Genomic DNA, 26,098 nt, shown 5'->3' on the forward strand with positions numbered 1-26,098 from the left:
CCCCTGAAGGGCCGTGGAAGACTACCACGTTGATAGGCAAGGTGTGTAAGCGTTGTGAGGCGTTGAGCTAACTTGTACTAATGACCCGTGAGGCTTAACCATACAACACCCAATGGGTTTTGATATCCCAGATAGTTAAGCGCTTGCAAGAATGCAAACGAGAAAATCAGCTTGTGCGAATTGATAACAGTTTTTGTCTGACGACAATAGCGCTGTGGCCCCACCTGATCCCATGCCGAACTCAGAAGTGAAACACAGTAGCGCCGATGGTAGTGTGGGAGTTCCCATGTGAGAGTAGGTCATCGTCAGGCGCCAAATCCAAGAAAGCCCGTCGCTAACGCGACGGGCTTTTTTCATTTTTATGGTTTGAAGAAATGCGAGTGCTGCCCGGCTACCGCCAGCCCAACTCATGAGAACCGTCGCCCTTGCGAACGCGAGGGCCCAGAGTCTTTGATTCTACTGCGTGAAAGTCACTGGATTCTCACCTGCGCAAGAAAGACGAAAGGTAAAGCCGCTGGGTACCCGCGTGCGCGGGCACGACGGAGGGATGTTTGAGGTTGGTGTGGTAATTAATTGCACCGAGCGCTGCCGAAGCCGTAAAAACTGCCGGTTTACTACCAACTCACCCAATTTGCACCGTCGCCCTTGCGAACGCGAGGGGCCAGTGTCTTTGGTTTGAGTACGGTGAATGAAAGCCGCTGGGTACCCGCGTTCGCGGGCACGACGGAGGGATGGTTAGGGTACGTTCGCAACGACTAGCATCGATCTTTGCCGATACCTTAATCACTGCCCGTTTACCACCAACCCTGCCAACAGCACCGTCGCTCATTGCGAACGCGAGGGGTCAGTGTCTTTGGTTTGAGTACGGTGAACAAAGCCACTGGGTACCCGCGTGCGCGGGCACGACGGAGGGTCGTAGTTGACGCTTTGCGAACTTGATGCAGATGGCGACCACTAACCCTGCCGCCCGCACAACTCTCCAACCGTGTCGCCCTTGCGAACGCGAGGGGCCAGTGTCTTTGGTTTGAGTACGGTGAACAAAGCCACTGGGTACCCGCGTGCGCGGGCACGACGGAGGGATGGTTAGGGTACGTTCGCAACGACTAGCATCGAGCTCTACCGATACCTCAATAACTGCTCAGTTAGCACCACTCCTCCCCATTAGCACCGTCGTTCATTGCGAATGCGAGGGTCCAGTGTCTTGGTTTTGAGTACGGTGAATGAAAGCCACTGGTACCCGCGTGCGCGGGCACGACGGAGGGGTGGTTAGGGTACGTTCGCAACGACTAGCACCGATCTTTGCCGATACCTTAATCACTGCCCGTTTACCACCAACCCTGCCAACAGCACCGTCGCTCATTGCGAACGCGAGGGGCCAGTGTCTTTGGTTCTATTGTGTTAAAGCCACTGGATTCTCGCCTGCGCAAGAATGACGAAGGGCAAAGCCACTGGGTACCGGCGTTCGCGGGTACGACGTAGGAGGTTTTATCGCTCATTGCGAACTGGAGGGCAGGGAGGAGAGCTTCTCTGGCACCTCGTTTGCTGGACTATTCTTGCTAGAGGCGGCAAAGGTAAAACCATTTAGCCTTACTTGTGTTCGCTGAAAAGCGGAAATGTAATCCTTTGGAAAGCTGAATGCCTTCTTAACTGCTCGGATCAGTTGGTGCTTATTGTGCGGTAACGCACAAATTAAGTGGAATTGACCTTAACTGGGAGGCGTTAGTTGGGTAAGATTCGTGGCAATCAGTGTACATATGTACGCTAACTTTCCTGTTGTGGTGGGAGTAAGTAGTGACCCAACTATTAGAAGATCTGCATCTGGTTGATCTGGTTCGTGCACGTATCGATGAGATGCCGGAAAAGGCAGCGTTGTCCTATCGTGAGAAAGGACAGTGGCACGACATCAGCTGGAAACAGTTGGGCACTACCGTGACTCAGTTGGCGCGGGTGCTGTTGCACCTCGGCTTGGAACCCCAGGACAAGGTGGCGCTGTTTGGTCAAAACTCGGAAAAATGGACCATGGCGGATCTGGCCTGTATGCAGGCCAGGGCGGTGGTTGTGCCGATCTACCCGACCAATACTGCCGAACAGGCTGGCTACATCCTCAACGACGCTGCTGCCAAGGTGGTGTTTGTGGGTGATCAGGAGCAGTACGACAAGGCGCTGGAGGCCCTAGCCCAGTGCCCTAGCGTGGCTCACCTGGTGTTGATGAACGATGCCATTGCCAAGCGTGATGCTGCTGTGATTCAGCACAGCTACGATGAATTGCTGAGATACAACGTCGAATACTGCCGACAGGCGTTGGAGCAGCGTATCGACGAGTGTAACCTCGACGACCTGTTGACGCTGATTTACACCTCTGGCACCACTGGCGAGCCCAAAGGGGTGATGCTGGATTACCGCAACTTCGCCAGTACTACCCGTCAGCATTCGAGAGTACTGGACTATGGGAAGGGCGATCGTAGCCTGGCCTTCCTGCCCCTGTCTCACGTGTTTGAACGCGGCTGGACTCTGTATTCGCTCGGTCTGGGTGCGCATGTAGGCCTGCTAGAAAACCCCGCCGACGTTCAACAGGCGATGGTGGAGTTCAAGCCGAACGTGATGTGCGCCGTTCCCCGTTTCTATGAGAAGGTCTACAGCGCCGTCGCCGATAAAGTTTCCAAGGCGCCGGCACATCGTCGAGCCCTGTTTTACTGGGCCCTGCGTCAAGGGCAGAAGCGTTTCCAGGCCGACAACGGCGGTCAACCCCTGGGTAAGGTGTCTCAGGCCTTGTATGGACTGGCCGACAAGTTGGTACTGTCAAAGCTGCGGGCGGTGCTCGGGGGTGAGATGCGGTTCATGCCTTGTGGTGGTGCCAAGCTGGATGAGGTCGTGCATGAATTCTTCCAGTCTATCGGTATTACGTTGCTGTGTGGCTATGGCCTGACAGAAACCACGGCCACGGTGACCTGTGGGTTGCCCGGGAGCATCAAGCTGAATGGCAATGGCCGTCCCCTGCCTGAAGCGCAGGTGAAGATTGGTGCCGAGAATGAGATTCTGGTGAAGGGCGATACCGTGATGCGGGGCTATTACAACCGGCCAGAAGACACCGAAGCGGTGTTTGAAGATGGTTGGTTTAAGACCGGTGACGCCGGTTACCTGGATGAGCAGGGGATGCTGCACATCACTGATCGCATTAAGGAGTTGATGAAGACTTCTAACGGTAAGTACATTGCTCCTCAGCGCGTTGAGGGCATGGTCGGTCGCGACCCGCTGATTGAGCAGGTTGCCATCATCGCTGAAGCACGGAACTATGTATCGGCCCTGATTGTGCCGGCGTTTGAGTCGCTGGAGGCTTGGGCTAAAGAGAAAGGCATCAAGTACAAGGATCAGCTGGAGCTGATTCAACACTCTGCGGTTGTCGAACATTTCGAACAGCGTCTGAAAGAGGTGCAGGGCGAGCTGGCGAAATTTGAGCAGGTGAAAAAATTCACTTTGCTGCCGCGGGAGTTCTGCATGAAGCGGGGCGAGCTGACGCCGACGCTGAAACTGCGCCGTAAGGTAATCAACGAGCGTTTTGAAGCTGAAATTGATGCCATGTACGCCAAAGCCAAGAAGCTGGTGGGGCGCAAGAAAGCCTCGGCAAAGTAAGCTTAGGGTTGACGAGAAGGGTGCCGAAAGGCACCCTTTTTTTGTTCATACTAAAAAAGGATTTGTGATGTACAGAACGTTAATTACACCTCGGTTCTCAGAAACCGATGCTTTGGGGCACATCAATAACACCGTGGTACCCGTGTGGTTTGAAGAGGCTCGCACGCCGATCTTCCGCTGTTTCATTCCGACCTTGGACCATCGTCAGTGGAATTTGATTCTGGCGGGATTCAACGTGGACTATCTGCTGCCCACCTATTACGGCGAAGACGTTGAGATTCGCTCCGGCATTCATCACATCGGCAACAGCTCACTGAAGATCTGGCATCAGGCCCTGCAAGGGGGCAAGGTGGTGGCCCAAGCCGAAGTGGCGATGGTGCATTACGATTACGAGGCGGAAAGCTCTACCGCCATTGGTGAAGAGGTACGGTTGCTGTTGGCGGAACTGCAGGATCCCCGCCCCTGGTAGGCAACAACAGCAATAAAAAAGCGGCCATTGGCCGCTTTTTTCAGAACTGGCTGAGTTTCAGCTGGCTGAAGTCGTCGATGACGTGGTGTTTGCCCTGACGCACGTCCTTAGAACGCACGACTTGGCAGGTCTTCAGACCGGCGGCCTTGGCCGCATTCAGCTCATCCAGGTTGTCGGAGACAAACAGGATGAGGTTAGGCCACATGCTGATGGTGTTGATGATGTTGCGATACGCCTGCGGATCCACTTTCTGACCCACATGGGTGTCGAAGTGGCCATGGAACAGGTCGCGTAAATCACCAAACTGACTGTGTTGGAACAGCAATTCCTGGGCTTCGGTCGAGCTTGAGGAGTAGCTGTAGATCCGTCTACCGTCCTGCTTCAGAGATTTCAGGCCTTCGGCGGCATCCGGGTAGATGTGTCCTTCCAGCTCACCGTTTTGGTAGCCTTGACGCCAGATCATCCCTTGCAGGGTTTTCAGTGGGGTGGCCTTCTTATCCTGTTCGATCCACTCCAGCAGAATGGCAACAACACGGTTAAGGTCTGCCTCTGGCTCTGCAGCCATCTCCTTAACGTCATCGATACAGTGGGATACGACCACTTGATCCTGATTGGCCTCAATAAACTTAGCCATCTCTTTGGCTGAGTAAGAGAACAACACGGTCTGAATGAAGTCGTAATCCGTGGTGGTACCTGCGGTATCTACGATAACGGCTTGAATTCCCATAATCCCTACAATTATTAATCTCGCTTCTGGGCAAATAGTAGCGCCGAGCCGGGTTCATTGCCAGCATTTACTACGGCATTCGCACCGGTTGTCCCTGTTTATAAACCGCTGAGCAGGGGTTGGATCCATATTGCCATGCCAACTCGGCGGGGTGGCCGATTCGCCATTGGCTGATGTCGGCGTCAAAGCCAACTCTCAACTGGCCACAGCGGGCTTGAACCCCCAGAGCCCGCGCGGCGTGACGGGTGACGCCGGCCAGGGCCTCTGCCGGCGTCAGGCTGAACAAAGTGCAGCCCATATTGAGCATCAGCAGCGTGGAGCACAGCGGTGAACTGCCGGGGTTAAAGTCAGAGGCCAATGCCATAGGAACCTGGTGCTTTCTGAGCAGATCCACCGGTGGCTTGCGGGTTTCTTTCAGGAAGTAGAAGGCCCCCGGCAGCAGCACCGCAACGGTGCCGGACTGGGCAATGGCCTTAACGCCGTCCTCATCCAGGCACTCGATGTGGTCGACCGACAGTGCCTGATGCTGTGCCGCCAGGCGACTGCCGCCCATGTTGGACAGCTGCTCGGCATGCAGTTTGACCGGTAGATTGTGGGCCTTGGCGGCCTTGAATACCGCCTCGGTCTGGTGGAGATCGAAGGCGATGTTCTCGCAGAACACATCCACGGCGTCCATCAATCCGTCGGCGGCCAGTGCCGGCATCATGTCGTTGCAGACGTGGTCGACGTAGTCGTTGTCGCGCCCCTGAAATTCCTTGGGAATGGCGTGCGCCCCCAGGAAGGTGGTGTGAATGTCGATGGGGTGCAGTTGCCCCAGGTGACGAGCCAGCTCCAGCATCTTGCGCTCGGTGTCCAGATCGAGGCCGTAACCGGATTTGATCTCGACTCGGGTCACCCCTTCTCTGAGCAGGCTGTTGAGTCGAAGTCGGGCGTCGTGGAACAGGGACTCGGTGTCGGCGGCGCGGGTGGCATTGACCGTCGATTGAATGCCGCCGCCCTGGCGGGCGATCTCTTCATAGGTGGCGCCATTTAACCGGGCTTCGAACTCGTTGGCGCGGTTGCCAGCGAAAATCAGGTGGGTGTGGCAGTCGATTAACCCCGGGGTCAGCCACTGGCCATTGCCCTTGATCACCGGTACCGAAAAGGGGTCGAACTCAGGCAGGTCGGCGCGGCGCCCCAGCCAGGCGATTTTGCCGTCTTTCACCGCCAAGGCAGCGTCTTCGATCTCACCGTAACTGCCCGGCTGTTCAGGATCCATGGTGGCCAGATTGACCTCAATCCACAGTTGGTCCCAGTCCATTGTTCGCTCCTTCGGCGCTGATTGTCTGAGCTCATTCTGGCAATCTTTGCTTGTATATACAAGTTGTCTGTGTCATTTTGTGGCCAGTTATCTTCAGGAGAGTGGACCCTTGGCCGCACCAAAGTTTGTCGAAATTAAGCAGCATTTGATCGCCAATATTGAGCGAGGAGTGTGGCGTGAGCATGCCAAGGTGCCGTCGGAAAACGCGCTGGCCGGCGAGTTTGGTTGCAGCAGAATGACGGCCCGGCGGGCATTGACCGAACTGGTTGAGCAAGGGGTATTGGTGCGCAGCCAGGGGCAGGGCACCTTTGTGGCGTCACTGAAGTCCCAGGGCTCGATGCTCAACATTCGCAACATTGCCGACGAGGTGCGGGATCGGGGCCATGATTATCAGGTACAGGTACTGGAGCAGCTCAGGCTACCGGCCGACGCGTCGGTGGCGATCGCCCTCGGTGTGGCGGTGGGGGCCGAAGTGGGGCAGACCCGGCTGCTGCACAGTGAAGATGGGCAGCCGGTGCAGTTGGAGTTGCGCTTCGTCAACCTGGCGCTGGTACCGGATTACCTGGAGCAGGACTTTTATCGCCAGACGCCCCACGAGTATTTGAGTCAGGTGGCGCCGCTAACGGAAGCCCACCATGAAGTGGAGGCGGTGGTGGTGGACGCTAAGACCGCCTCGTTACTGCAGATCGATCAGGGTGAGCCCTGTTTACGGATTCATCGTCGTACCTGGAGTCGTTCCGGTACGGTGAGTTTTGCACGATTGACCCACCCAGGCAGCCGATATCGTCTGGGCGGTCATCTGGTTATGGACTGATGCTGGTGCTCCTGCGGGAGCGATAAGCCAGCCAACGACAACAGTGAGGAAATCACGATGAGCATTAAGAAGGACACTGCAACGCGCATCGATGAGAGTCGCGTCATTCGCGCTCCACGGGGCACCGAGTTAAATGCCAAGAGCTGGCAGACGGAAGCGCCGCTGCGAATGTTGATGAATAACCTGGACCCGGAAGTGGCCGAGCATCCGCAAGGGTTGGTGGTGTATGGCGGCATCGGTCGCGCGGCCCGAAACTGGGAGTGTTTCGATCAGATCGTGTCGACCCTCAAGCGTCTGGAAACCGACGAGACCCTTCTGGTTCAGTCCGGTAAGCCGGTGGGCGTGTTTAAGACCCACGAAAACGCGCCCCGAGTGCTGATCGCCAACTCCAACCTGGTGCCTCACTGGGCCAACTGGGAACACTTCAATGAACTGGATAAAAAGGGCCTGGCCATGTATGGCCAGATGACTGCCGGTTCCTGGATTTATATCGGTACCCAGGGCATTGTCCAGGGGACTTACGAGACCTTTGTGTCCGTTGCCAAGAAGCACTTTGGCGGCGAAGCAAGCGGCCGCTGGATCCTGACCGGAGGCTTGGGTGGCATGGGCGGGGCGCAGCCACTGGCGGCTACCATGGCCGGCTTCTCGATGATTGCGGTGGAATGCGATGAGACCCGCATCGACTTCCGTTTGCGCACCGGTTACGTGGATAAGAAAGCCACTTCTCTGGATGAAGCCATGACGATGCTGGATCAGGCCAAGGCCGAAGGCAAGCCGGTGTCCGTCGGGCTGCTGGCTAATGCCGCCGATCTGTTTTCCGAGCTGGTGGACAAGGGCATTACCCCGGACGTGGTCACCGATCAGACCTCGGCCCACGATCCGCTCAATGGCTACCTGCCTCAGGGGTGGAGCATGGCCCACGCCGCCGAGATGCGGCTTAAGGATGAAGCCGCAGTGGTGAAAGCCGCCAAGGCGTCGATGGCGGTTCAGGTGCAGGCGATGCTGACTCTGCAGAGTCGCGGTGCTGCCACTCTGGATTACGGCAACAACATTCGCCAGATGGCTTTGGAAGAGGGCGTCAGCAATGCCTTTGATTTTCCTGGTTTCGTTCCGGCCTACATTCGGCCGCTGTTCTGCGAAGGCATCGGGCCGTTCCGTTGGGTGGCCCTGTCCGGCGATCCGGAAGACATCTACAAGACCGATCAGAAAGTCAAAGAGCTGATTCCGGATGACAAGCACCTGCACAATTGGCTGGACATGGCCCGTGAACGGATTCAATTCCAGGGGCTACCGGCGCGCATCTGCTGGGTCGGCCTGAAAGATCGGGCTCGTCTGGGTAAGGCGTTTAACGAGATGGTCAAGAATGGCGAGTTGAAGGCGCCCATCGTTATCGGCCGTGATCACCTGGACTCCGGCTCAGTGGCCTCGCCCAACCGGGAAACCGAAGGGATGATGGACGGCTCCGATGCGGTCTCCGATTGGCCGCTGCTCAACGCCATGCTGAATACCGCCGGTGGTGCTACCTGGGTCAGCCTGCACCATGGTGGTGGCGTGGGCATGGGCTTCTCCCAGCACTCTGGCATTGTGATTCTGTGTGATGGCAGCGACGACGCCGACGCCCGCATTGGGCGGGTGCTGTGGAACGATCCGGCCACCGGGGTGATGCGTCATGCCGATGCCGGCTACGACATCGCCCGTGAGTGTTCCAAACAGCAGGGCCTGGACTTGCCGATGTTGGAGGAGAAGTGATGTTTGAACTGACTCTCAAGCCCGGTACGCTGACCCTGACCCAGCTGCGTCATGTGGATCTGCATGGGGTAAAACTGACCCTGGACGCTGGCGCTTATACCGCCATTGATCGCAGTGCCGCCATGGTGCAGCAGGTGATTGATGAAGACCGGGTGGTGTACGGCATCAACACCGGCTTTGGCTTACTGGCCAACACCCGCATCGAAAAAGACGATTTGGCGTTGTTGCAACGCTCCATCGTGCTGTCCCACGCCGCCGGTACCGGCGAACCCATGAGCGACAGTGCCGTGCGGTTGATGATGGTGCTGAAAATTAACTCCCTGGCGCGGGGCTTTTCCGGCATTCGCCGTGAGGTGATCGATGCGCTCATTGCCTTGGTGAATGCCGAGGTGTACCCCATCGTGCCGGAAAAGGGTTCGGTGGGTGCCTCCGGGGACCTGGCGCCGTTGTCGCACATGGTGCTGCCGCTGTTGGGTGAGGGCGAGGTGCGTTATCACGGCGAAGTGATCGATGCCAAGACCGGCCTGATCAAGGCTGGGCTGGCGCCGATGTCACTGGCGCCGAAAGAGGGGTTGGCGTTGCTCAATGGCACCCAGGCCTCTACGGCACTGGCCCTGCAGGGGTTGTTCCGCGCCGAAGACCTGTGGGCCGGCGCCAGTGTGGTCGGCGCCATGAGCGTCGAGGCCGCCCTGGGCAGCCGTCGTCCTTTCGATGCCCGCATTCACGAAGTGCGTGGTCAACAAGGCCAGATCGATTCGGCGGCGGTATTCCGCTTCCTGTTGGAAGACAACTCCGAGTTGGGAGACAGCCATGCCGGCTGTGAAAAAGTGCAGGACCCCTACTCCCTGCGCTGTCAGCCCCAGGTGATGGGGGCCTGTCTGACCCAGATTCGCCAGGCGGCAGAGGTGTTGTTGGTGGAGTCTAACGGGGTTACCGATAATCCGCTGGTGTTTGCCGCCGAGGGCGACATCATCTCCGGGGGGAACTTCCATGCCGAGCCGGTGGCCATGGCGGCCGACAATCTGGCCCTCGCCATCAGTGAGATTGGCGCGTTGGCGGAGCGTCGCATCGCTCTGCTGATCGACCGCAACCTGTCTGGTTTGCCACCGTTTTTGGTGGACAACGGCGGGGTCAACTCGGGCTTTATGATTGCCCAGGTCACCGCGGCGGCCCTGGCCAGCGAGAACAAATCTTTGGCTCACCCGGCCTCGGTGGACAGTTTGCCCACCTCCGCCAACCAGGAGGATCATGTCTCCATGGCCACCTTCGCGGCGCGGCGGTTGCGAGAGATGGCGGACAACAGCCGAGGCGTACTGGCCGTGGAGTTGTTGGCGGCGGCCCAGGGGCTGGACTTCCGCACGCCGCTGCGGGCCAGCAAGCCGGTAGAGAGTGCCAAGCAGCAACTGCGTCAGCGGGTCAGTTTTTACGACAAAGACCGCTATTTCGCTCCGGACATCACCGAAGCTACGGCACTGTTGCACCGAGCCAGCTACAATAGCTTATTGCCGGGCGGCATCCTGCCAAGCTTGTAATAGCTAAGTAGCTCAATGCGATACATCAAGCCCTGCTCATGCAGGGCTTTTTTCTGTGCGGGCTTGTCAGTATCCTGAACCCCTATAATGGGCGGCGCCTACCTTTTCGCAGACTGGAATTATTGTGGAACAAGAGATTAAGAACGAGATGCGCCACTGGCTGGCCGAGTGGATGACCAAGATGGACATTCCTACCAAAGGGGATGACCTGTTGACGGTAGGCATCATTGCCACTGTGGCGTTGATCACCGCTTTTGTGGTGTACAGCCTCTTTATCCGGATTCTGGTGCACGGTACCCGCCGGGTGATTGAACGCAGCAATACCACCTGGGCATTGCCGGTGAAGCAGCATCGGGTGTTGGAGAAGCTGGCTCAGATTGCGCCGTTGGTGGTGCTGGATCTGTTCACTCCCATGATGTTGAATCTGTGGCCATTCTGGGAAGACATGGCCTCCAGGTTGCTGGAATTGACCATGTTGGTGATGTCGATTCGGGTTCTGTACGCCTGCCTGGATACGGTCAGGATGGTGGCATCGACGCGACCCGAAGGGCGGCGGCTGCCGGTACAGAGTATCGTTCAGCTAACCAAGCTGTTCCTGTTCATTGTCGCCTTGATCCTGTTTATCGGCATCATGCTGGATAAATCGCCGCTGTATCTGCTGTCCGGCTTGGGTGTTGCCACCGGTTTGGTGATGTTGGTGTTTCGCGACACCATCTTGGGTTTTGTGGCTGGCATTCAGCTGGCGGCGAACCGCATGGTCAGCCCTGGAGACTGGATCGAGATGTCCAAGTACGGGGCCGATGGCGAAGTGGTGGAGGTAACGCTGACCACGGTCAAGGTGCAGAATTGGGACAAAACCATCACCATGATCCCCGCGTACGCGCTGACCACCGATGCCTTTCGAAACTGGCGTGGCATGCAGGAGTCTGGTGGGCGTCGCATTAAGCGGGCGGTGAATCTGGATGTGAATTCGATCCGTTTCGTGGATGAGCCGCTGCTGGCTCAGTTGCAACGCATAGAGTTGCTGCAACCCTACCTGGAGCAGAAGTTGGCGGAGTTGAAGCAGGCGAATCTGGGTCACAAGGATATGGCGATGACGGTCAATGGCCGCCGCATGACCAACCTGGGGTGTTTGCGCGCGTACCTGGATGCCTACCTGAATGCCCACCCCCAGCTGACGCCGGAGATGACCATGATGGTGCGACAACTGGCGCCCTCAGAGTTGGGACTGCCGCTGGAACTGTATTGCTTTACCAACGACACCCGTTGGGCGGTGTACGAAGGCATTCAGGCGGACATCTTTGACCACCTGTTTGCCATTCTTCCTGAGTTTGAGCTGCGGCCGATGCAGCGCCCCAGCGGCCTGGATTTTGCCGCGCTGACGCCGGCTCACGCCGAATAGCGCGGTACTGGCTGCGGGTACTTGCCATGGATGGCGCGGAAAAAATCGAGCATGGTGTTCATGTCGGCAGCCATGTCGTCGCCGGGAACCAGCGGCTCTCGAATGATCACCGTCTTGGACTTAAAGTCCAGTCCGGCGCAGTAGATGGGAACCTGGGCCTGTTTGGCGATGTGGTAGAAGCCGGTTTTCCAGCGTGTGACCGGCTTGCGGGTGCCTTCAGGCGCCAGTGCCAGAATGAAGTTCTCCTGGGTGGCGAACAGCTCGACGGCGGTATTCACCAGATTGTTCTGCTTACCCCGGTTGACTGGAAAGCCCCCCAGCGCCCGGAATAACCACCCCAGTGGCCAGCGGAACAGCTGGTGCTTGCCGATGAAGTTGGCGTTCATTCCTAACGCCCACTGGGCCAGGATGCCGATGGGGAAATCCCAGTTGCTGGTATGGGGGCCAACAATGATGATGTGCCGGCCGGTGGCAGGGATTCGGCCTTGTATCGACCAGCCCAGGCGCTTAAGCAGCCAGGCCGAGATGCGGTGTGTCATAGTGATTGATCTGTGTGTATCGAGCAATGGAGTAAGTATACCAACCCCGGCGTTTCAGAGTGGCAATCGCTGTTGTTAAAGCCAGCAGTTAAACTGAATCAATACTCCAAAAAACTAAGGAAGGTGATTATGAGGTGGCTTTTGGTCTTGATCGGGTTACTGATCAGCCCTTTGACCCTGGCTTCTGAGGCGGACATTCGGGCGGTGCTGGCTCAGCAACAAGCCGCGTGGAACCGGGCCGACATCGAGGGCTACATGCAGGGGTACTGGCACAGTGAGCAGCTGCGCTTTGTCTCCAGTGGCAAGATCAAGTACGGCTGGGATAACACCCTTAAAGGGTATCAAGCGCGTTACCCCGATGCCGCGACCATGGGCAAGCTGTTGTTTGAGCTGGAAACGGTGCAGATGTTGTCAGAAGACGCGGCCCTGGTGGTGGGCCGCTGGCAGCTACTGCGAAAGAAAGATCAGCCCGCGGGAGAGTTTACCCTGATCTTCAAAAAGATAGGGGACGACTGGCGCATCGTCCACGACCACACCAGTTAGTGCTCATGCTCGTGGTCAGCTTGATCCGATTCTGATTGTGGGTCGTGGCCAAGGTGTACCTCGGAGGCATCGTGCAGGTGTTCACCGGCTTCGCTGTGGCCGTGGTCCGGATGGGCCGCCATCAGCAGCACCAGGAACAGCAGTCCCAGGCCACCCCCAATCCAGTGACTGGAGTGCAGTTTGGGCAGACCGCTGTGCTCATGCTCATGGTGGTGGCCGTGGTGCTCATGGGGGCGGTGCCACAACACGTGCAGAATGGAACCGGTGACAAACGCCTGCAGGTATACCACGTGGCTGGCGGTCATGGTCAGTAGCAACTCTGGCCCCATCACATAGCCAATGATGGTGGTGACCATCATCAGTCCCAACACCGAGGCGGCGATCAGACGGCCGTAGGCCGGGCGCAATAGCCACCATACCGCCAGGCCCGCTGGCATGCGATGCAGTATGATACCAAACGCCAGCAGCAGTGGCCCCTGGGCATTGGAGGCCATAAACAGGGCGCTGCCATCGGTGACCGAGTGCAACAGCAGGCCGCCGATCCCCAGAGTTACCGTCAGATTGTGGGCAAAGGCCGAGTGGCGTTTAAACAGTTTTTCTGTCAGCGTCGGGCCGAACAATCCCAGGGCAATAAAGCCCAATGCGGCAGCGCCGCCCAGGCGGACCACCTGCGGCAAAATATCAAACAACACCAGTCCGCCGAGAGACACCATCACGAAGGCGCCGATGGCGGTGATGATGCCTCGTTGTTTACGCAGGCCGTGATGCAGAATGGGGCCGACTGCCAAGATCAGCAGGCTGGCGATTAAATAGTTCATAATGATAATTGTTCTCAATTGGGAGGCGTACGTTACCTCGTCGTCCCAATGCTGTCCAGCGGGGAATGCGGAAAATTATACCCGCAATCGCCTTCAGATGCAGACCGGGTGGTTTTCATGGTCTGCCAGTGGCAAGTTCTACAAGTAGTTGGTTAGTTCCAGCTTATGGTCACGGGGATCAATCGCTTTCAGAATGTGGTCGTTGTAGCGTTCCAGCTCAATTTCATTGGGCATGATGTGGGTCTGCGTCTTGAGGTTGTAGACCACCTTCACCAACGGTTTGGTGGGTTTACGGTTTTCCGTTTCCATCACGATGCCGACCCGGCCGCTGCTGAGTTCCACCATGCAGCCATTGGGGTAGACGCCCAGGCATTGGATGAATTTCACCACCAGGTTTTTATCCAGGCCGTTGGGGGTCATTCCCAGCAGGCGCTTGAGTGCCAGGGTGGGTGCCATGCCTTTGTGGTAAACCCGGTCGGCGGTCATGGCGTCGTAAATGTCACAAATCGCCACCATGCGACCGGCCATGGTGATCTGTTCGCCCTTTAACCCTTGCGGGTAGCCGGTTCCGTCGAGTTTCTCGTGGTGCATGGCGGCCACATCCAGGCTGACCTTGCTGATGCCAGGGGTGGACGAGATGATCTGGCGGCTGTGTTCGGCATGGGTTTTCATCACCTCAAACTCCTCCGGGGTCAACTTGCCGGGCTTGTTGAGGATGGCTTCGGGAATGCGGATTTTGCCGATGTCGTGCAGCAGCGAGCCGACGCACAGTTGATGCAGGGTGGTGCCGCTGATGCCCAGTGCTCGAGCAAACAGGGTCATCAGGATGGTAACCCCCAGCGAGTGTTCCAGCAGGTAGTCGTCTTTGTCTTTGATCAGTCGCAGACAGGCCAGTGCACTCTGGTTGCGAAATATACTGCCGATGAATTCGTCGGCCATGATGTTAACCGGCTGCAGATCCAGCTGTTGCCCCAATTTCACGTCGGACATCAGTCGCGACTGCAGCTGTTTGGCTTGGGTCAGCAGTTTCTTGGCTTTGGGCAGTTCGCTTTTCAGGCTGTCTTTTGCCGGAGTCTTAGCCGCGACTGGTTGGGGCTTGCTGACGGTGGGGGCGCGTTTGGATTTGCTCGGGTCGATGACAATTCGCTCGACGCCAAGGTTGCGCAACATCCCCAGGGTGGAGGGATCCTTGATGTAGCCCTTTTGAACCATCGACAACTTCGGGTGGTCGGGAATGCTCTCGACATACATCCCTAACGCAAGTTGGTCAATCGTAATGATTTTCATCGTTGTGATAGTTGTCTTCTTTAGTTGTTCGGGAATGTGATCCGCGCCACCTTCTGTCGGCTAACCTTAACTACTTCTTTATGAATATCAACACCCACATGACTGTTTAATATGTGTTTGTAATACCACTAAGTTAGCGATACAGAAGCCTGACTCATTATTATCCATTGCCGCAGTGAAAAAAATGGGTAGACGCTCATATTTTGCCGACAAATCCGAACAATTATCGATTTTAAATTCTGAGCAAGATGTTGTGTTATGGCGTATTTTTAATGAAGGTTAGCGTCGAGTTTATGGCATGCCTCAGTGTGCATCAGGGAGAGTGATGGCGGGGGTTCGGCAATCAGGGAGGGGTTGGGATGCAACTGCAGGACGTCAAAATACTCCCGGTGCTGGAGTCCCATGCACAGAAGCAGTGGCAGCACCTGCTGGAGATGCTCAGCCAGGTGACGGGAATGCCCGGAGCCTACCTGTCCCGCTGCAGCAGTCAGCAGATGCAGATTTTGTCGACCAACCACGGTTGCCCACCCGCCACCCAGGCCGGAGAACAGTTTCCCATCTTGGATCTTTATTGCGAGCAGGTGATGAGCTCGGGTGAACACCTGGCGGTGGATGATGCCTGGCGGGATCCGAAATGGGCCCATGGCCGCGAGACCCGGGCCGGGATCATCAGCTACCTGGGGCTGCCGGTTCGCCAGCTCAATGGCTTCCTGTTTGGCACTTTGTGCATCTATGACACTCAGCCCAGGGAGCATTGTCACCAGTGGCTGGCATTGATGCAGTCGGTGGTGAACATCATCGAGTCGGATCTGAGTCTGTTGGAGGTGGGTAAGGCCCTGGCTACAGAGAGCATGACCGACCCTCTCACCGGCCTTTACAACCGCCGCGGTATGGAAGCGCGCCTGGATGAGCTGTTGTCACTGGGGCGGCGTCTGGCTTCCAAGTCGCCGGGCAAACTGGTGCTGGGGATGATGATGATGGACATCGATCATTTCAAGCGGGTCAATGACACCTTTGGCCACATCGTTGGCGATCAGTTATTGCAGCACTTCTCCGCCCTGCTGACCGACAATGTCCGCTGTGAGGACATGGCGGTGCGCTGGGGTGGGGAGGAGTTTATGCTGCTGATTCCCTGTATCGGCGCCAGGCAGTTGGCGGTGTTGGCAGAGAAGATTCGCCTGACGGTGATGGCGGCTCCATTGCCGCTGCCGGATCAACCCTTGCCCTTCACCGTCTCCATCGGCTACGGCGGCCTCAATTGCGCACACTTGTCCGGTGATGCACTGGAGCAACTGGATCAGCTGATGCTGAAGGCCAAGTCGCTGGGTCGCAACCGTTGTTATGGCCTGTCGTCGCTTGCCTGAGGTCGGAAAAATTCGAACACCCCAAACAGCAATACTCGAGCGACGGCCACCAGACCCTGGCGCTTGTAGAACAGGGTGGTCATGGCCAACGTCAGGTGGGCGGTGACGGTGACCAGCAACAGCAGGGTGATAAAGTCGCTGAGTGGCAGTGGCCACATCAGGTTGATGATCATCGCCACCCAGGCGATGGCGGTGGCACGACGGCCCCAATAGCACAACTGTTCCATCAGACCTCCTGCCGCTGATAGAGGCGGTAGCAGACCTGGCCGGCCTGCTTCTGCTTCAGGGGTTGCCAGTTGGCGGGTATCGCCAATGGGGCCAGATCTGTCTCGGTTTCCAAGTAGATCAGCGCGTTGTCATTCAGCCAGCCGTGCTGATCGAGACCATCGATCACCGGCTGAGCCAGGCCCTTATGGAAGGGAGGATCGATAAACACCAGATCGTAGGTCTCGGTGGCGCTGGTCGACAACCGCTGCAGGCTGTCTCCGCAGATCACCGTGGCATTGTCTGCCCCCAAGGTGGTGAGGTTGCGCTGTAATTGGCTGGCGGCGCCTTTATCCAGTTCACACAGGGTCACGGAGGCCGCATGGCGGGACAGGGCTTCCATCCCCAGGGCGCCACTGCCGGCAAAGCAGTCCAGCACCCGAGCATTGAGGGTGTCGCCCTGCAGCCAGTTGAACAGCGTTTCACGCACCCGATCCGTAGTGGGGCGCAATCCCTGCAGGTCCGCAACCGGCAGTTTTCGGCCGCGATATTTGCCGCTAATTATGCGGACCTGACCGCCGTTGCCGGCCGTCGATGTGCGGGATTTGGGGTTTCGTGAGCCTCTGGCCATGGATTCCTCGGTTTTTGCTGCGTTTCTGGTTAGACTATGGCGCTTGAAAAACTCGCTATTGTAACAGGGGCCAGGCCCCAAGTATCTAGGGCGAGCCCCAATGATCAGTAAAGGTTTTGAAGATGGCGAAAGGCATTTTTTCCTGGTTTAGCCGCAATAAAGATGAGCAGACCGAAGAGGTCGAGCAGGAGCTGCCCGAACAGGCGGAATCCCAGTCTCCCTCTGAACCTGAGCCCAGTGCTCAGGACCCGCAACCCACGCCGACGGATGAGGCGGAGTCCGAGCCTGCCCCGATAGCAGAGGCGGCGCAAGACCCTAAGCCAGAGGCCGTGGAGCCGCAATCGTCTCAGGCTGAGGCGGCATCCGATAGCGTGGTGGATCCACAACCGGTTGCGGCCGAGCCGTCGCCAGAGACTGCAGAGCCAGAGCCAGAGCCAGAGCCAGAGCCAGAGCCAGAGCCAGAGCCAGAAGGGGGCTTCTTTGCCCGCCTGAAAGCCGGGCTGAAAAAGACCCGAGAGAACATCGGCGGCGGCTTTATGGCGCTGTTCCGTGGCAAGAAGATCGACGACGAACTGTTTGAGGAGCTGGAAACCCAGCTGCTTCTGGCGGACGTGGGTATCGAAACCACCACTCGCATCATCGACAATCTGACCGAGCGCGCTGGCTTTGGTGAACTCAAAGACAGCGATGCGTTGTTTACTCACCTTCGGGGCGAGCTAAAAACCTCGCTGGACAAGGTGAACGAGCCGCTGTGCATCGACAACCCGGACGGCCCCATGGTGATCCTGATGGTGGGCGTCAACGGTGTGGGTAAGACCACCACCATCGGTAAGCTGGCCAAGCAGTTCCAGGCTCAGGGCAAATCGGTGATGCTGGCTGCCGGCGATACCTTCCGTGCTGCGGCTGTGGAGCAGTTGCAGGTCTGGGGCGAGCGCAACGCCATTCCAGTGGTGGCTCAGCATACCGGTGCCGACAGTGCCTCGGTGATCTTCGATGCCCTGCAGGCCGCCACCGCCCGTAAGGTGGATGTGTTGATTGCCGATACTGCCGGCCGGTTGCAGAACAAAGCGCACCTGATGGAGGAGCTGAAGAAGATCGTCCGGGTGATGAAGAAGCTGGATCCCAAGGCACCGCATGAAGTGATGCTGACTCTGGACGCCAGTACCGGTCAGAACGCCATCAGTCAGGCGCAACTGTTTAATGAAGTGGTGCCACTGACCGGATTGACCCTGACCAAACTGGATGGTACCGCAAAGGGTGGCGTTATCTTCGCATTAGCTGATAAATTCAGCATTCCAGTACGTTACATTGGTGTGGGTGAGGGTATCGATGATTTGCGGCCGTTCGACAGCGACGCCTTTATCGAAGCCCTGTTTACCGAGGAAACAGGATAATTCATGATTCGCTTCGAGCAGGTCAGCAAGGTCTACAGTGGCGGCTTCCAGGCCCTGAACCGGGTCAACTTCAGTGTTGACCCCGGTGAAATGGCATTTCTGACCGGCCACAGCGGCGCCGGCAAAAGTACCCTGCTGAAGCTGATCACAGCCATTGAGAAACCCACCACCGGCAAGGTGTGGGTGCATGGCCATGACATCGGCAAGCTGGCCCGCTCGAAAGTGCCGTTTTTGCGCCGCGAGATTGGCATCATCTTTCAGGATCACAACCTGTTGATGGATAAGTCGGTAAAGGACAACGTGGCCCTGCCGCTGCTGATTGAAGGCTTCAGTGGCAGTGAAATCGATAAGCGGGTCGGGGCGGCCTTGGATCTGGTGGGGCTGGGGGACAAGCTCAACTACTACCCCATGCATCTGTCCGGCGGCGAACAACAGCGGGTCGGCATCGCCCGTGCCATCGTCACCAAGCCCAAACTGCTGCTAGCGGATGAGCCCACCGGTAACCTGGATCCCAAGTTGTCGGTGGAGATCATGCGCCTGTTCGAGACCTTTAACCGAGCCGGTACCACGGTGCTGATCGCCACCCACGATCTTGGCCTGATTGCCAGGATGCGTTACCGCACCCTGACTCTGCGTAACGGCGCCATGATCAGTGAAGCCTATCAGGGAGCCGAGTTATGAGTCTGTCCGGCCGTAAGATGAGCCTGGGGCGCCGCATCAGCGTCTACTGTCAGGGCCACCTGCGCCATGCGTTGGGCAGCCTCGGCGAGCTGTGGCGACTGCCGCTGACGTCGTTGCTGACCATGGCGGTGTTGGGGATCAGCCTCAGCCTGCCGACGGTGTTGGCGGTGCTGGTAAAAAACAGCGCTCAGATGCAGCAGCAGTGGACCGATCCCACCGAAATCAGCCTGTTCCTTCGCGCCGATCTCAGCGATGCTCGATTGCAGGGGCTGCAGTCGCGGCTCAAAGGGATGGCGGAGATCGACCGGTTTGAGTACCTGTCGGCGGAGCAATCGCTGCAGGACTTTAAGGCGATGTCTCAGTACGGCGATGCCCTGCAGTATCTGGACAATAACCCGCTGCCAGCGGTGATTCGAGTGATCCCCAGCCTGCGGCATCGCGAGTTGGAACCACTGCAACAACTTAAGCTGAAGCTGGAGGCGTTGTCGGAAGTGGACATCGCCCGCCTGGATTTGGATTGGTTGATGCAGCTCAAGGCGTTGATGAACAGCCTGGCCAAGATGGCCTGGGGGCTGGCAGCGTTGCTGGTGGGCACCGTGGTGCTGGTGACTGCCAACACCATTCGCATGGCCATTACTCAGCGCCAGGATGAGATTCGAGTGATGAAGTTGGTGGGTGCCACCAACGGCTTTGTTCGTCGCCCCTTCCTTTATGCCGGGGTCTGGTACGGCGTCATCGCCGCGGTGATCGCCTGGACCCTGGTCAGTGCTACCCTGGTGTGGTTTGACCGAGCGTTGGGTGAGTTTATCAGCAGCTATCAGTCCGGTTTCCAATTGGCGGGCCTCAGCGGGGCCGAGCTCGGCACCATGATGCTGGCGTCGGTGCTGCTGTGTTGGCTCGGCGCCTGGCTGTCGGTGCAGCGCCACCTCACTGCCATTGAACCTCAATAGCCATTGCGGGTCATAAACACAGCGTGTGAAGCGGATCCCGTTTCGTGCTAGACTCCCAAGCCAAGCGTTTTTCAGAGGTATCAATGAGCGACAAAACTAATGCCATGGGCTTGATGGTCGTCCCCCAGGGCGGCGGCAGTCTGGAGTCTTACATCCAGGCGGTCAACAGCATCCCCATGCTTTCTGCAGAAGAGGAATACCAACTGGCCGTGCGTCTGCGCCAGAGCGGTGATATTGATTCGGCGAAAGCCATGATCATGTCTCATCTGCGTTTTGTTGTTCACGTGGCCAAAAGCTATTCCGGCTACGGCCTGCCTCAGGCCGATCTGATTCAGGAGGGCAACATCGGCCTGATGAAGGCGGTGAAGCGTTTCGATCCCGAAGTCGGGGTGCGGCTGGTGTCCTTTGCGGTGCATTGGATTAAGGCCGAGATTCACGAATACGTGCTGAAAAACTGGCGCATCGTTAAAGTGGCCACCACCAAGGCGCAGCGCAAGCTGTTCTTCAACCTGCGTAAAGCCAAGCAGCGTCTGGGCTGGTTTACCGCCGATGAGGTGTCTACCGTCGCCGAGACCCTGGGAGTCAGCGAGTCCGAAGTGCTGGAGATGGAGTCCCGTCTGGCGGCTCAGGATGCAGCCTTCGACATTCCCAACGAGCCGGACGACCCGGACACCAGCTACGCCCCGGCGTACTACCTGGAAGATCAGGGCTCCAACCACGCCGATGACATCGAACAGGAAGATCATGAGGCCCAGGCTCGAGAGCGCCTGTATGCCGCCATGCGCACCCTGGACGAGCGCAGCCAGGAGATTCTGCGAAACCGGTGGCTGGAAGAGGACAAGGTGACCCTGCAGGAGCTGGCAGACCGTTATCAGGTGTCGGCGGAGCGCATACGCCAGCTGGAAAAGAACGCCATCAAGAAACTGCAGAACCTGATGGATGACTGATCGGGTGTTTGCGGGTTTGATTATCGGGTCGGCACTGCCGGCCCGTTTCGTTTATGGAGGTATGTCGTGGAATGCCGTTTAGGCTGTGGTGCCTGCTGCATTGCGCCGTCCATCAGTTCGCCCATACCGGGGATGCCAGAGGGCAAGCCCGCCGGCGTGCGCTGCGTGCAGCTGAACGACGACAACCTGTGCAAGCTGTTCGGTCAGCCGTCACGGCCGGTGGTGTGTGGCGCGTTTAAGCCGGACGCCGACCTGTGCGGCGGCACCGATCAGCAGGCTATGGCGACGCTGACGGTACTGGAGCAGGCAACTTATGAAGATATGCGGTCGGGGGCTGTACTGGCCGCATCCATTGGCGCTGGCGGTCGCTGAGCAGTGTCGACGTCGGCACCAGCCGGATTCCCATCTCGGGCAGACGTGACAGGTTGCGCTCCAGGTAGCTGAGTGTTTCCGGGTAGGGGTGGCCGATAAGCACCGCCTTACCGTATTTTTGGGCGATGGTCAGTGCCTGTTCAAACTGGCGATTCAGATCCACATCCTGGGTTTCATTATCGAGAAACACGTGTCGTTTCAGGGCCGGAATGCCGTGGGCGGCGGCGCTGTCGTAGGCCACCGAATCCGGGGTGGTCAGACTGTCGACAAAAAACAGTTTGCGCTCGGCCAGCTCGGTCATCACTTTATCCATCATCGGTCGTTGCCGAGTCAGTTCACTGCCCATGTGGTTGTTGACGCCCCGGACAAAGGGGACGTCGGCCAGGGCACGCTTGATGGTCAGCTGTACCTGCCACTGGCTCATGCCCGGCAGCAGGGCGCTGGGCCCCAAGGCGTTGCCAGCCTCGGCCAGCATCGGCAGGTGCAGCATGATTTCGTGCCCCTGACGCCAGCCGGACACCGCCAACTGCCGGCCCCAAGGAGTATTGGGCAGCACGCTAAGGGTGGTGCCTGCGGGCAGGTTCAGCACGCGATGATCGGTGTGCCGGTAGCCCACATCATCGATGATCAGGCTCAGTTCGGCGGCCGTTGCCAGGGTGCTGCAACACAGCAGCACGGCGGCGACAATCTGTTTTATGGTGACTCCTGATCCGGTTGCAACACCCATTCATAGGCGGCAGCCAACTGGCTATCCTGTTGCCAGCGACCGCTGATGTCGGTGTTTTCCATTATAGGAGTTTCTTTTTCATTCTCCAGTAACACACTGACGTCAGGAGAGATCCCCTGCTTATCGATGAAGGTGCCATTGGGGGTGGCGTAGCGGGCGGTGGTGAGTTTGATGGCGCCTTGCTGGCCCATCAGCGGAATCAGGCTCTGCACCGTGCCTTTGCCAAACGAGGTTTGACCAAACACCGTGGCCCGGCGGTGGTCTTGCAGGGCACCGGCCAGAATCTCTGCCGCCGAGGCGCTGCCTTCGTTGATCAATACCCCTACTTTCATCTGCTGAAACAGGCTGTTCTCCGAGGCATAGTAGTCGTTATTGGCGTCGAGGAAGCGGCCGTGAGTGGAGACGATGAGGCCACTTTGCAGGAACATGTCGGCCACCTGTACCGCCGCATCAAACATGCCTCCTGGGTTGTTGCGCAGGTCCAAGATCAGTTGCTGGTACCCCTGCTGCTGCATGCGGTCGGCCACCGTGGCCACCTCTTCGGCGGTCTGGCGGTTGAAGTTGGTGATCTGCAGGTAGCCCACCTGTTGAGGCAGCTCGAAAAACAGGGCGCTGTTGATGCTGATGTTGCTGGGTTGCAGCAGCACGGTCACCGGCTCGGCCAGGTTGCGGCGGCTGAGTACCAGCGACAGTGAGCGATCTTCTTTGCTGGCGGTTTTGATGTAACGGATCAGGGTATCGATGGTGTCGGGGGAGGCGGTCAGGTCGTCGACCTTGACCAGAATGTCGCCGGGCTTCACCCCGGCATAGTCGGCGGCGCTGTGGGCCAGTGGTGCGATGACCTGAATCTGATCCTCTTCGATACTGACTTCGATGCCATAGCCGTAATAGTGTCCGTTATTGGCCTCCCGCAGCAGTTGCAGGGTTTGAGGCGTCAGGTAGGTGGAGTGAGGATCCAGGGATTCGAAGATGCCCTTGAGCGCGGCTTCGAGCATCGCCTGGCGATCCACCGAGTCCACGTAGTAGTAATCGACGATGTCCTGCACCGTGATCAGGAGTTGCTGAGCTTCCTCTAATGTCGGCGGTGCCACCTCCTTGTGCTCCTGAGCGTTGACGGTAAACGCAAACAGGATGCCGACCAGTAAGGCACCAATACGCGACATGGCGTACCCCTCTGGTCACTGATTTTGGGGAGGATTTAGCGTCTTTTCAGGTAAGGCGCCGGATCAACTGCAAGTCCCCGATGGCGAATTTCAAAGTATAGTCCGCTATCGAGTTGCCCGCCTGATCTTCCGCTCAGGGCGATCACTTCACCACTTTCGACCCGTTCACCCACCTCTTTAAGCAGACTCTGGGCGTGGCCGTACAGGCTCAGGTAGTCGTCGCCGTGATCCAGTACCACCACCAGGCCATAGCCACGCAGCCAGTCGGCAAACACCACCTGACCGGGCGCCACCGCTTCGACGTTGCGGCCCTCTTTGGCATCGATGAGCATGCCATTCCAGCGCAGCTGCCCCTGACGGTGGTTGCCAAAGCCCTGCTTGACTCGACCGCTGATGGGCCAGGGCAGTTTGCGTTTCAGCTTGCTGAGGCCGTCCAGGGACACCGGTTGGGCCGCCAGAGCCGCCAGGGCCTGTTCGATGGCCTGGGCCAGCACTTCGCTGTCCACTTCGAGCCGGTTCAGTCGGCTGCTCTCTTTCTTCAGTTGCTGGTCGAGTTTGGCCAGGGTCTGTTTGCGCCGCTGCTGCTGTTTCTTCAGCTGTTGCTGCTGGTCGTCCAGCCGTTGCTGAGTCTGCTCCAGTTGCTGCTTTCGAGCCAGTTGCTGGCTGTGGTTGTCTTCCAACGCCTGCTTGGTGCTGGCGATGGCTTCCATCGCTTCGACCCGGGCCTGGTTCAGGTAGTGATAGTAGGTCAGCAGCCGCTGTTTATCGGCGCTGTTCTGATTCAGCAGCAGTTGCCCGACTTCGCCTTGCCCGGCGATCCAGGAGGCTTTGATTTGATCGGCCAGTTGTTGCTGCTGTTGGGAATATTGGGTCTCCAGTTGGCGTTGTTCGCCACTAAGGACCGTCAGTTGTCGGTTCAGTTGGGTCAATTTGCCCTGGTTGGCATTAATGGCCGCCGCCTGTTTGTTGATCGCCAGTTCATCCTCTCGCAGGGCCCGGCTGGCCTTATCGCGGCCGGCCTTGCTCTTGATCAGCGCCGATTGGCTGGACTTGATCTGTTTTTGCAGTTGCTGCAATTGCTGCTGCTGTTGATCGATCTCCTCCTGGCTGGCGCCAGCGGAAACACTGAGCAGGCCCGCCATTACAATGGCGGGCCACAAACGGGTGCGGCCACTCATCATCAGTTTTTCAGGGTCATGATCGGCGTGCCGGACATCTCTTCGGGAATCTCCATTCCCATCAGATGCAGCATGGTCGGCGCCACATCCGATAGGCGGCCACCTTCACGGGCGTCGGCGTCGCGGCCCACGTAGATGAACGGCACCGGCTCACTGGTGTGGGCGGTATGGGCCTGACCGGTGGCGGCGTTCTGCATCTGTTCGGCGTTGCCGTGGTCGGCGGTGATCAGACACTCGCCGCCCACCTTCTGCAGGGCTGCTACCACTCGGGCAATGCTGGCGTCGACGGCTTCGCAAGCCTTGACGGCAGCGTCGAAGTCACCGGTGTGGCCAACCATGTCGCCATTGGGGTAGTTGCAGATGATGGCATCGAATTCGCCGTTTTCGATGGCGTTAACCAGCTTGTCGGTCAACTCGGCGCTGCTCATCTCTGGCTGCAGGTCGTAGGTGGCGACGTTGGGGGATTTGATCAGAATCCGCTCTTCGCCTTCAAACGGTTGCTCGATGCCGCCGTTAAAGAAGAAGGTGACGTGGGCGTATTTCTCGGTCTCTGAGATTCGCAACTGACGCTTGCCGTGGTTGGCCATCAGTTCGCCGAAGGTGTTTTTCAGCGATGCCGGCGGGAAGGCGCAGGCGGTATCGATGTCGGCGGCGTATTCGGTCAGCATCACAAACTCGGCCAGCTTTGGCTGCTTGCTGCGCTCAAAACCGTCGAAGTCGGCGTCGGTGAAGGTGCGGGTCAGTTGACGGGCACGGTCGGCGCGGAAGTTCATGAACACCACTGCATCGCCATCGTTAAAGGTGGCGTCGGCGTTGATGCTGCTGGCGGCGACAAACTCATCGTTTTCATCGCGATCGTAAGCGGCCTGCAGGGCGTCGGTGGCGGACTCAAACTGGTACTCGGCCTTAGCCTGAGTCAGCAGGTCGTAGGCGCTCTGTACCCGCTCCCAGCGCTGGTCGCGATCCATGGCGTAGTAGCGACCGATGATCGAGCCGATGGCGCCACAGCCCAGTTCGCTAAACAGGGCATCGAAGCGGGCCAGGGAATCGTGGGCGCTGCGCGGCGGCGTGTCGCGGCCGTCGAGGAAGGCGTGCAGATACACTTTTTTCGCACCGCGGCCGGCGGCCATGCGAACGGCGGCTTCCAGATGATCTTCGTGGCTGTGGACACCACCGGGAGACAGCAGCCCCATGATGTGGACGGCGCCGTCGTTGGCCAGTGCCTTGTCGACGGCCTGACACAGCACCGGGTTGTGCTCGAATTCGCCGTCGTCGATGGACTTACCGATGCGGGTCAGATCCTGGTAGACGATGCGACCGGCACCGAGGTTGATGTGACCCACTTCGGAGTTACCCATCTGGCCATCGGGCAGGCCGACGTCAATGCCGGAGCCGGAGATCAACGTGGAGGGATAGTCATTGAACAGGCGGTCAATGTTTGGCGTGTTCGCTTTGCTGATGGCGTTGTCATCAGCGTCTTGACGGTGGCCCCAGCCGTCGAGGATCAGCAGGGCAAGGGGAGTAGTACGCTTGGTCATCTACGGTCCTTTTTGCCGCGTAGGCAATTTAAAAATACTGCCATCAGTGTACAACGTAACCAGCGGTCGTCACCACTTCCAACGCACAATCCTGTAATTTTATTACAGCTGCGCTTTTTGGTCGCCGTCGTGATCTCGG

Annotated in this window: 24 protein-coding genes and 2 rRNA genes; 15 read left to right on the forward strand and 11 right to left on the reverse strand. The window is 58.1% G+C overall.

All coding sequences use genetic code 11. The features are described 5' to 3' along the window. From H598_RS0100005 to H598_RS0100020, 4 genes are all read left to right on the forward strand, one after another. Window positions 1-102, forward strand: a 23S ribosomal RNA gene (locus H598_RS0100005); the annotation flags it as partial. Between the two features lie 94 nt (window positions 103-196). Next, window positions 197-311: ribosomal RNA gene (rrf, locus tag H598_RS0100010) — 5S ribosomal RNA — on the forward strand. A 1,480-nt stretch (window positions 312-1,791) separates the two neighbouring features. After that, window positions 1,792-3,630, forward strand: a complete 1,839-nt coding sequence (locus H598_RS22850) for an AMP-dependent synthetase/ligase (protein WP_281171294.1) — start codon at window positions 1,792-1,794, stop codon at window positions 3,628-3,630. A gap of 67 nt (window positions 3,631-3,697) precedes the next feature. Then, on the forward strand, window positions 3,698-4,099 hold the full coding sequence (locus H598_RS0100020) for an acyl-CoA thioesterase (protein WP_028111157.1): 402 nt from the start codon (window positions 3,698-3,700) through the stop codon (window positions 4,097-4,099). 40 nt (window positions 4,100-4,139) lie between these two features. Here H598_RS0100020 and mtnC read toward each other — a convergent pair whose 3' ends face one another. Both mtnC and hutI read right to left on the reverse strand, forming a co-directional pair. Next, complete coding sequence (gene mtnC, locus H598_RS0100025; protein WP_028111158.1) at window positions 4,140-4,826, reverse strand: acireductone synthase; 687 nt, start codon at window positions 4,824-4,826, stop codon at window positions 4,140-4,142. A gap of 70 nt (window positions 4,827-4,896) precedes the next feature. Further along, window positions 4,897-6,126 (reverse strand): imidazolonepropionase, encoded by a 1,230-nt coding sequence (gene hutI / locus H598_RS0100030; RefSeq protein WP_028111159.1) that lies wholly within the window; start codon window positions 6,124-6,126, stop codon window positions 4,897-4,899. A gap of 109 nt (window positions 6,127-6,235) precedes the next feature. On the opposite strand from hutI, the gene hutC reads away from it, so the two are divergent. The 4 genes from hutC (at window position 6,236) to H598_RS0100050 (ending at window position 11,623) form a co-directional block, all read left to right on the forward strand. Further along, entirely contained in the window at window positions 6,236-6,940 is a 705-nt protein-coding gene (gene hutC, locus H598_RS0100035; RefSeq protein ID WP_028111160.1) for a histidine utilization transcriptional repressor HutC, read from the forward strand. Between the two features lie 57 nt (window positions 6,941-6,997). Then, window positions 6,998-8,689, forward strand: a complete 1,692-nt coding sequence (gene hutU / locus H598_RS0100040; protein ID WP_028111161.1) for a urocanate hydratase — start codon at window positions 6,998-7,000, stop codon at window positions 8,687-8,689. Next, window positions 8,689-10,221 carry a histidine ammonia-lyase gene (gene hutH / locus H598_RS0100045; RefSeq protein ID WP_028111162.1) on the forward strand — a complete coding sequence of 511 codons (1,533 nt, stop codon included), beginning with the start codon at window positions 8,689-8,691 and terminating at the stop codon, window positions 10,219-10,221. The genes hutU and hutH overlap by 1 nt, the downstream gene beginning before the upstream one ends. 124 nt (window positions 10,222-10,345) lie before the next feature. After that, window positions 10,346-11,623, forward strand: coding sequence for a mechanosensitive ion channel family protein (locus H598_RS0100050; protein ID WP_028111163.1), 1,278 nt, complete (start codon window positions 10,346-10,348; stop codon window positions 11,621-11,623). Here the strand turns inward: H598_RS0100050 and H598_RS0100055 are convergent. Further along, the gene (locus H598_RS0100055; RefSeq protein ID WP_028111164.1) at window positions 11,611-12,162 is read right to left on the reverse strand and encodes a lysophospholipid acyltransferase family protein; all 552 of its coding nucleotides are present in this window, start codon (window positions 12,160-12,162) and stop codon (window positions 11,611-11,613) included. The two genes, H598_RS0100050 and H598_RS0100055, sit on opposite strands and share 13 nt — an antisense overlap. A 129-nt stretch (window positions 12,163-12,291) precedes the next feature. Between H598_RS0100055 and H598_RS0100060 the strand changes: the two genes are divergently transcribed. Beyond that, window positions 12,292-12,705, forward strand: coding sequence for a YybH family protein (locus tag H598_RS0100060; protein ID WP_051252183.1), 414 nt, complete (start codon window positions 12,292-12,294; stop codon window positions 12,703-12,705). Here the strand turns inward: H598_RS0100060 and H598_RS22855 are convergent. Next, window positions 12,702-13,523, reverse strand: a complete 822-nt coding sequence (locus tag H598_RS22855; RefSeq protein WP_051252185.1) for a ZIP family metal transporter — start codon at window positions 13,521-13,523, stop codon at window positions 12,702-12,704. The two genes, H598_RS0100060 and H598_RS22855, sit on opposite strands and share 4 nt — an antisense overlap. Window positions 13,524-13,661: 138 nt before the next feature. Continuing rightward, window positions 13,662-14,810: a cyclic di-GMP phosphodiesterase gene (locus H598_RS0100070; protein ID WP_035414848.1), complete on the reverse strand. Its 1,149-nt coding sequence runs from the start codon at window positions 14,808-14,810 to the stop codon at window positions 13,662-13,664. Between the two features lie 359 nt (window positions 14,811-15,169). Here H598_RS0100070 and H598_RS25330 point away from each other — a divergent pair, with 359 nt between their 5' ends. Beyond that, on the forward strand, window positions 15,170-16,174 hold the full coding sequence (locus H598_RS25330; RefSeq protein WP_028111167.1) for a sensor domain-containing diguanylate cyclase: 1,005 nt from the start codon (window positions 15,170-15,172) through the stop codon (window positions 16,172-16,174). On the opposite strand, the gene H598_RS0100080 is transcribed toward H598_RS25330, so the two are convergent. Beyond that, the gene (locus tag H598_RS0100080; RefSeq protein WP_028111168.1) at window positions 16,150-16,401 is read right to left on the reverse strand and encodes a DUF1145 domain-containing protein; all 252 of its coding nucleotides are present in this window, start codon (window positions 16,399-16,401) and stop codon (window positions 16,150-16,152) included. The two genes, H598_RS25330 and H598_RS0100080, sit on opposite strands and share 25 nt — an antisense overlap. Next, on the reverse strand, window positions 16,401-17,009 hold the full coding sequence (rsmD, locus tag H598_RS0100085; RefSeq protein ID WP_028111169.1) for a 16S rRNA (guanine(966)-N(2))-methyltransferase RsmD: 609 nt from the start codon (window positions 17,007-17,009) through the stop codon (window positions 16,401-16,403). Before rsmD ends, H598_RS0100080 begins: the two co-directional genes overlap by 1 nt. A gap of 122 nt (window positions 17,010-17,131) precedes the next feature. Here rsmD and ftsY point away from each other — a divergent pair, with 122 nt between their 5' ends. From ftsY to H598_RS25860, 5 genes are all read left to right on the forward strand, one after another. After that, window positions 17,132-18,403 (forward strand): signal recognition particle-docking protein FtsY, encoded by a 1,272-nt coding sequence (gene ftsY, locus H598_RS0100090; RefSeq protein WP_028111170.1) that lies wholly within the window; start codon window positions 17,132-17,134, stop codon window positions 18,401-18,403. A gap of 3 nt (window positions 18,404-18,406) precedes the next feature. Then, window positions 18,407-19,084, forward strand: coding sequence for a cell division ATP-binding protein FtsE (gene ftsE / locus H598_RS0100095; RefSeq protein WP_028111171.1), 678 nt, complete (start codon window positions 18,407-18,409; stop codon window positions 19,082-19,084). Continuing rightward, window positions 19,081-20,034 carry a permease-like cell division protein FtsX gene (ftsX, locus tag H598_RS0100100; protein WP_028111172.1) on the forward strand — a complete coding sequence of 318 codons (954 nt, stop codon included), beginning with the start codon at window positions 19,081-19,083 and terminating at the stop codon, window positions 20,032-20,034. Before ftsE ends, ftsX begins: the two co-directional genes overlap by 4 nt. Window positions 20,035-20,117: 83 nt before the next feature. Beyond that, a complete protein-coding gene (gene rpoH, locus H598_RS0100105; protein ID WP_028111173.1) occupies window positions 20,118-20,981 on the forward strand; it encodes an RNA polymerase sigma factor RpoH in 864 nt (287 codons plus the stop codon). 66 nt (window positions 20,982-21,047) lie between these two features. Continuing rightward, on the forward strand, window positions 21,048-21,353 hold the full coding sequence (locus H598_RS25860) for a YkgJ family cysteine cluster protein (RefSeq protein ID WP_084144258.1): 306 nt from the start codon (window positions 21,048-21,050) through the stop codon (window positions 21,351-21,353). Here H598_RS25860 and H598_RS22870 read toward each other — a convergent pair. Genes H598_RS22870 through gpmM form a run of 4 tightly spaced genes read right to left on the reverse strand, consistent with a single transcriptional unit; the run spans window position 21,259 to window position 25,959 of the window. Next, window positions 21,259-22,080, reverse strand: a complete 822-nt coding sequence (locus H598_RS22870; protein WP_084144259.1) for a divergent polysaccharide deacetylase family protein — start codon at window positions 22,078-22,080, stop codon at window positions 21,259-21,261. The two genes, H598_RS25860 and H598_RS22870, sit on opposite strands and share 95 nt — an antisense overlap. Then, complete coding sequence (locus tag H598_RS22875; protein ID WP_051252187.1) at window positions 22,047-23,243, reverse strand: S41 family peptidase; 1,197 nt, start codon at window positions 23,241-23,243, stop codon at window positions 22,047-22,049. Before H598_RS22875 ends, H598_RS22870 begins: the two co-directional genes overlap by 34 nt. A 35-nt stretch (window positions 23,244-23,278) precedes the next feature. Next, on the reverse strand, window positions 23,279-24,424 hold the full coding sequence (locus H598_RS0100120; RefSeq protein ID WP_051252189.1) for a murein hydrolase activator EnvC family protein: 1,146 nt from the start codon (window positions 24,422-24,424) through the stop codon (window positions 23,279-23,281). Continuing rightward, the gene (gpmM, locus tag H598_RS0100125) at window positions 24,424-25,959 is read right to left on the reverse strand and encodes a 2,3-bisphosphoglycerate-independent phosphoglycerate mutase (protein WP_028111175.1); all 1,536 of its coding nucleotides are present in this window, start codon (window positions 25,957-25,959) and stop codon (window positions 24,424-24,426) included. The genes H598_RS0100120 and gpmM overlap by 1 nt, the downstream gene beginning before the upstream one ends. Window positions 25,960-26,098 lie beyond the last annotated feature (139 nt).

The organism is Ferrimonas kyonanensis DSM 18153 (genome assembly GCF_000425405.1).
GTDB lineage: Bacteria > Pseudomonadota > Gammaproteobacteria > Enterobacterales > Shewanellaceae > Ferrimonas > Ferrimonas kyonanensis.